Consider the following 4,641-nt stretch of genomic DNA (forward strand, 5'->3'; position numbering starts at 1 on the left):
TCCGATCCTGCATGTGGTGCGCTTTTCCGGCGACCGGCTCGGCGCGGTCTGCGAGGCGATCAACGCGACGGGCTACGGCCTCACGTTGGGGCTGCACTCACGCATCAAGGCGACGGCGGATTTCGTCGCCGCCCATGTCAAGGTCGGCAACATGTATGTGAACCGGAACCAGATCGGGGCGGTGGTCGGCGTCCAGCCCTTCGGCGGCGAAGGCCTGTCCGGCACCGGCCCGAAGGCCGGCGGCCCGCATTACCTGGCGCGCTTCTGCGCGGAGCAGACCGTCACGGTAAACACCGCCGCGGCCGGAGGGAACGTCGCGTTATTGACGTGAAGCCGGCTCAACCCTTGAGCAGGTTGCGCGAAACGCGCTCCTTCACCGGGTCGCCGAGCAGTTCGTTCGCGCTCGGGAGTTTTCCGTCGTAGGCGCCCAGCACGTCCTGCAGGGCCTGCAGCGTGCGCTGCAGCTGGGCGGCATCGTCGCCGCGCTGGGCCAGGTCGGCACGCACGTCTTCCAGCGCACGGAACAGCAGCGCGCGGGTGTTGCCGCGGATCACGAGGTTGCCGTCGGATTGCCAGATGGCCTTGTGCATGTATTTCATTCGAGGAATCTCCCTGGGGTAGGACTCCAGAATGAGGCACGCGGCGCGGCCCGGCTGTGGGCGGCGCCCACCTCCTGGGGCCGGTGCGCATTGAGGCGCGGCGTCAGCCGCAAGCACAGCGGTAGGCGTCGAACCGCAGGCAAGGCCTTGTCAGCCGACGCCTCGCCGGCTGCATGCCGACAGGCTCTTCAGTGCGCGCCGGCGGCCGCGTCGGCGCCGCCGGGGGCGCGCTGCGGGTGCGTGAGCCACACCAGCGGGATCATCACCAGGAACAGGACGGCCGAGCCCCAGAAGATGTCGTTGGCCGCCATCATGAAGGCCTGCTGGTCCACCAGCCGGTTCACCTGCGCCAGCGCCTGCTCGGGCGAGAGCCCGGCGGAGGTGAGGCCGTTGAGCGCGGCCTGCGCCACGTTGCTGCCCGGGCCGACGTGCTCGACGAGGTTGGCGTGGTGCAGCGCGGCCCGGTCCTCCCACAGCGTGGTGGAGATCGAGGTGCCCACCGCGCCCGCCGTGATGCGAACGAAGTTGGTCAGGCCCGAGGCGGCCGGGATGCGGTCCGGCGCCAGCCCCGACAGCGTGATCGTGATCAGCGGGATGAAGAAGAAGGCCATCGCCACGCCCTGGATGATGGTCGGCACCATGATGGTGGCGAAGTCGGCCTGGGTGTTGAAGCGCGAACGCATCCACAGCACCAGCGCGAAGACGACGAAGGCAAAGGTGGCGTAGCGGCGCGGATCGACCGTGGTGATGGTCTTGCCCACCACCGGCGAGAACACCAGCGCCAGCAGGCCCACCGGCGCCATGATCATGCCGGCGTCGGTGGCCGTGTAGCCCATGAACTGCTGCAGCCACAGCGGCAGCAGCACCACGTTGCCGAAGAACAGGCCGTAGCCGATCGACACGGCCAGCGTGCCGGCCCAGAAGTTGCGCCGCGCGAAAAGGCGCAGGTCCACCACCGGGTGTTCGTCCGTCAGCTCCCAGGCCAGGAAGAACAGGAAGCCGACCACGGTGATGATGGCCAGCGCCACGATGGTGGGCGAGGAGAACCAGTCGTACTCCTTGCCCAGGTCCAGCATCATCTGCATGCAGCCGACCCACAGCACCAGCAGGCCCAGGCCGATGGTGTCGATCGGCAGCTTGCGGGTGGGCGTTTCGCGCTTGTGGTAGATGCCCCAGGAGGCGAGCGCCGCGACCACGCCCACCGGGATGTTGATGTAGAAGATCCAGGACCAGGAGATGTTGTCCGTGATCCAGCCGCCCAGCAGCGGCCCCATCACCGGCGCGATCAGCGTCGTCATGGACCACATCGCCATGGCCAGGCCCGCCAGCGCGCGCGGATAGCTGGAAAGCAGCAGCGACTGCGACAGCGGGATCATCGGCCCGGCGACGAAGCCCTGCAGCGCGCGCGCCGCGATCAGCAGCGGCATCGAGGGCGCCAGCCCGCACAGCCAGGAGGCGATCACGAACAGCATCACGCTGGCGATGAACAGGCGCACCTGGCCGAAGCGTTGCGACAGCCAGCCGGTGAGCGGCACCGCGATGGCGTTGGCCACCGCGAAGCTGGTGATGACCCAGGTGCCCTGGTTGGGGCTGACGCCCAGGTCGCCGGCGATGGCCGGCAGCGACACGTTGGCGATCGAGGTGTCCAGCACGTTCATGAACGTGGCGGCGGACAGCGCGATCGTGCCCCAGACGCGCGCCGAGCCCTCCAGCGGAGGCGGCGGCAGGGCTTGCGCGGCGGCGCTCACGATCTCAGTGGCGTTCGGCCGCGGCGCCGGACGCGGCCAGGCGCGCGGCGGAAGAGCCGGGCGCCTTCGGGCGCTCGGCGGAGGCGCCGTTCGCCGTCATGCGGCCGGCACCGCTGTTGGCGGCGATCACGCGGCGCACGGCGGCATCGGCGCCGTCGTCCTGGGTGCTGAAGACCTGGGTCTGGGACACGGCGGCGGCGCGGGGCGCGTCGGCCAGCGTCTTGCCGCCCTGCTCCGCCACGTCCACGGTCGCTTCCATCGACAGGCCCACGCGCAGCGGATGCTCCTGCAGCTGCTGCGGATCGAGCGCCACCCGCACCGGCACGCGCTGCACCACCTTGATCCAGTTGCCGGTGGCGTTCTGCGCCGGCAGCAGCGAGAAGGCGGCGCCGGTGCCGACGCCCAGGCCGGCCACCCGTCCCTTGTACTCGACGCGCTTGCCGTAGATGTCGGCGGTGAGCGTCACCGGCTGGCCGATGCGCAGCTTGCGCAGCTGCACTTCCTTGAAGTTGGCGTCCACCCAGACCTGGTTGAGCGGCACGATGGACATCAGCGGCGTGCCGGCGGCGACGCGCTGGCCCAGTTGCACGGTGCGCTTGGCCACGTAGCCGTCCACCGGGGCGACCAGCACCGAACGCTGCTGCGCCAGCCATGCTTCGCGCACCTTGGCCGCGGCGGCCTGCACCTGCGGGTGCTGCTCCACGTCGGTGCCGGAGGTCATGGCCTGGTTGCTGGCGAGCTGTTCGCGCGCGCTCACCACGGCGGCCTGGGCGGCGGCCAGGGCGCTGCGGGCGCTGTTCACCTGCGTCTGCGCGTGGTTCAGTTCTTCCTTCGAGACCGCGCCGCTGCCGACCAGCGCGGCGCGCCGGTTGTAGTCGTCGTTGGCGCGCGCGAGTTCGGACTGCGCCTTCGTCACGTCGGCCTGGCGCAGCGCCACCTGGGCGGCCAGCGAACCGTTGGTGGCGTAGAGCGTGCGCACCTGGCGCACCGTCTGGCCCAGCGCCGCCTCGGCCTGTTCGAGCGCCACCCTGGCGTCGGCCGGGTCGAACTTCACCAGCGGCTGGCCGGCCTTGACGAAATCGGTGTCGTCGGCGTGGATGGACATCACGGTGCCGCCGATCTGCGGCGTGATCTGCACCACGTTGCCCTGCACGTAGGCGTTGTCGGTGGTCTCGTAGTGGCTCGCCACCAGCCACTCGTAGCCGCCCCAGGCCAGGCCGGCGACGGCCACCACGGCGGTCAGCGTGAGCAGCGCCTTCTTGCGCTTGGGGTTGCCCTTCTGCAGGGGCGGGACGTTCTGTGCTTCGGTCATGGTGTCGGTTCGGGGGTTCAGTGGGCGGCCAGGGCGGTGTCTTCGGTGACGCCGCCGCCGAGGGCGCGGAACAGGGCCACGCGGGCGTCGAGCACGCGCGCGGCCAGGTCCACGCCGAGGCGGCGCTGCGCCAGCACCGAGGTCTCGGCGGTCAGCACGTTGAGGAAGGTGCCCAGGCCGGCGCGGTAGCGCTGCAGGGAGATGTCGTATGCGCCTTCGGCGGCGGCGAGCGCCTGGCGCTGCTCGGCGAGCTGGCGCTCCAGCGAGCGCAGGCTGGCCACCGCATCGGCGGCTTCGTGGATCGCTTCGACGACGGCGCCGTTGTAGCTCTCGATGGCCGCGTCCAGGTCCGCGGTGCGGCCGCGCAGGTTGGCGCGCAGCCGGTCCTGGGCGAAGATCGGCAGCCGCACCGCCGGGCCGACGCCGTACTGGCGGCTGCCCAGGTCGATCAGGTTGTTCAGGCCCAGGCTGGTGAGGCCGGCGAAGGCGGTCAGGTTGACGCTGGGATAGAACTCCGCCTGCGCCTCCTTGACGTTCTGCGTCGCGGCCTCGACGCGCGCGCGGGCCGCGGCCACGTCGGGCCGGCGCCCCAGCAGGTCGGCCGGCAGGGCCGGCACGCTGGTGATCGGGTGCAGGGCCGCCATGGTCGGCAGCTTGGCCAGCGGCGGCAGCTCGCCCGCGCCCACCAGCGCCGCCAGCGCGTTGCGCGTCACCTGGGCCTGCTCGCGCAGGGCTTCGAGCTGCTGGCGCGCCTCGGGCAGCGCGCCCTCGCTTTGCCGCAGTTCGAGGGTGGTGTCGAGGCCGGCGCTCACGCGCTGGCGCACCAGCTTCAGCTGCTCCTCGCGCTGGGCCAGGGTGCGCTCGGCCACCGTGATCTGCTCGTTCAGGCGCACCAGCTGGAAGTAGGTGCGGGCCACGTTGCTCGCCAGCACCACGCGCGCGGCGGCCACGTCGGGCCGGCGCCCCAGCAGGTCGGCCGGCA

At 71.2% G+C, this 4,641-nt stretch carries 5 protein-coding genes; 1 reads left to right on the plus strand and 4 read right to left on the minus strand.

Annotated elements, in window-relative coordinates:
* Positions 1-331: aldehyde dehydrogenase family protein (locus tag VFM98_RS16790; protein ID WP_325111044.1), on the plus strand; the 331-nt coding region annotated here is incomplete at its 5' end.
* A 7-nt stretch (positions 332-338) separates the two neighbouring features.
* Here VFM98_RS16790 and VFM98_RS16795 read toward each other — a convergent pair.
* The 4 genes from VFM98_RS16795 to VFM98_RS16810 form a co-directional block, all read right to left on the minus strand.
* Complete coding sequence (locus VFM98_RS16795; protein ID WP_325111045.1) at positions 339-599, minus strand: hypothetical protein; 261 nt, start codon at positions 597-599, stop codon at positions 339-341.
* Between the two features lie 188 nt (positions 600-787).
* Complete coding sequence (locus VFM98_RS16800) at positions 788-2,350, minus strand: DHA2 family efflux MFS transporter permease subunit (RefSeq protein WP_325111048.1); 1,563 nt, start codon at positions 2,348-2,350, stop codon at positions 788-790.
* Position 2,351: 1 nt separating this feature from the next.
* Complete coding sequence (locus VFM98_RS16805) at positions 2,352-3,659, minus strand: HlyD family efflux transporter periplasmic adaptor subunit (RefSeq protein ID WP_325111046.1); 1,308 nt, start codon at positions 3,657-3,659, stop codon at positions 2,352-2,354.
* 17 nt (positions 3,660-3,676) lie between these two features.
* The coding region (locus VFM98_RS16810) for an efflux transporter outer membrane subunit (RefSeq protein ID WP_325111047.1) at positions 3,677-4,641 on the minus strand (965 nt) is incomplete at its 5' end.

The sequence above is a fragment of the Ramlibacter sp. genome (assembly GCF_035706265.1).
Classification (GTDB): domain Bacteria; phylum Pseudomonadota; class Gammaproteobacteria; order Burkholderiales; family Burkholderiaceae_C; genus Ramlibacter.

Excerpts from the sequence above, each read along its gene's own strand:
- VFM98_RS16795 (WP_325111045.1), bottom strand. The coding sequence starts at position 599 with ATGAAATACATGCACAAGGCCATCTGGCAATCCGACGGCAACCTCGTG.
- VFM98_RS16805 (WP_325111046.1), bottom strand. The coding sequence starts at position 3,659 with ATGACCGAAGCACAGAACGTCCCGCCCCTGCAGAAGGGCAACCCCAAG.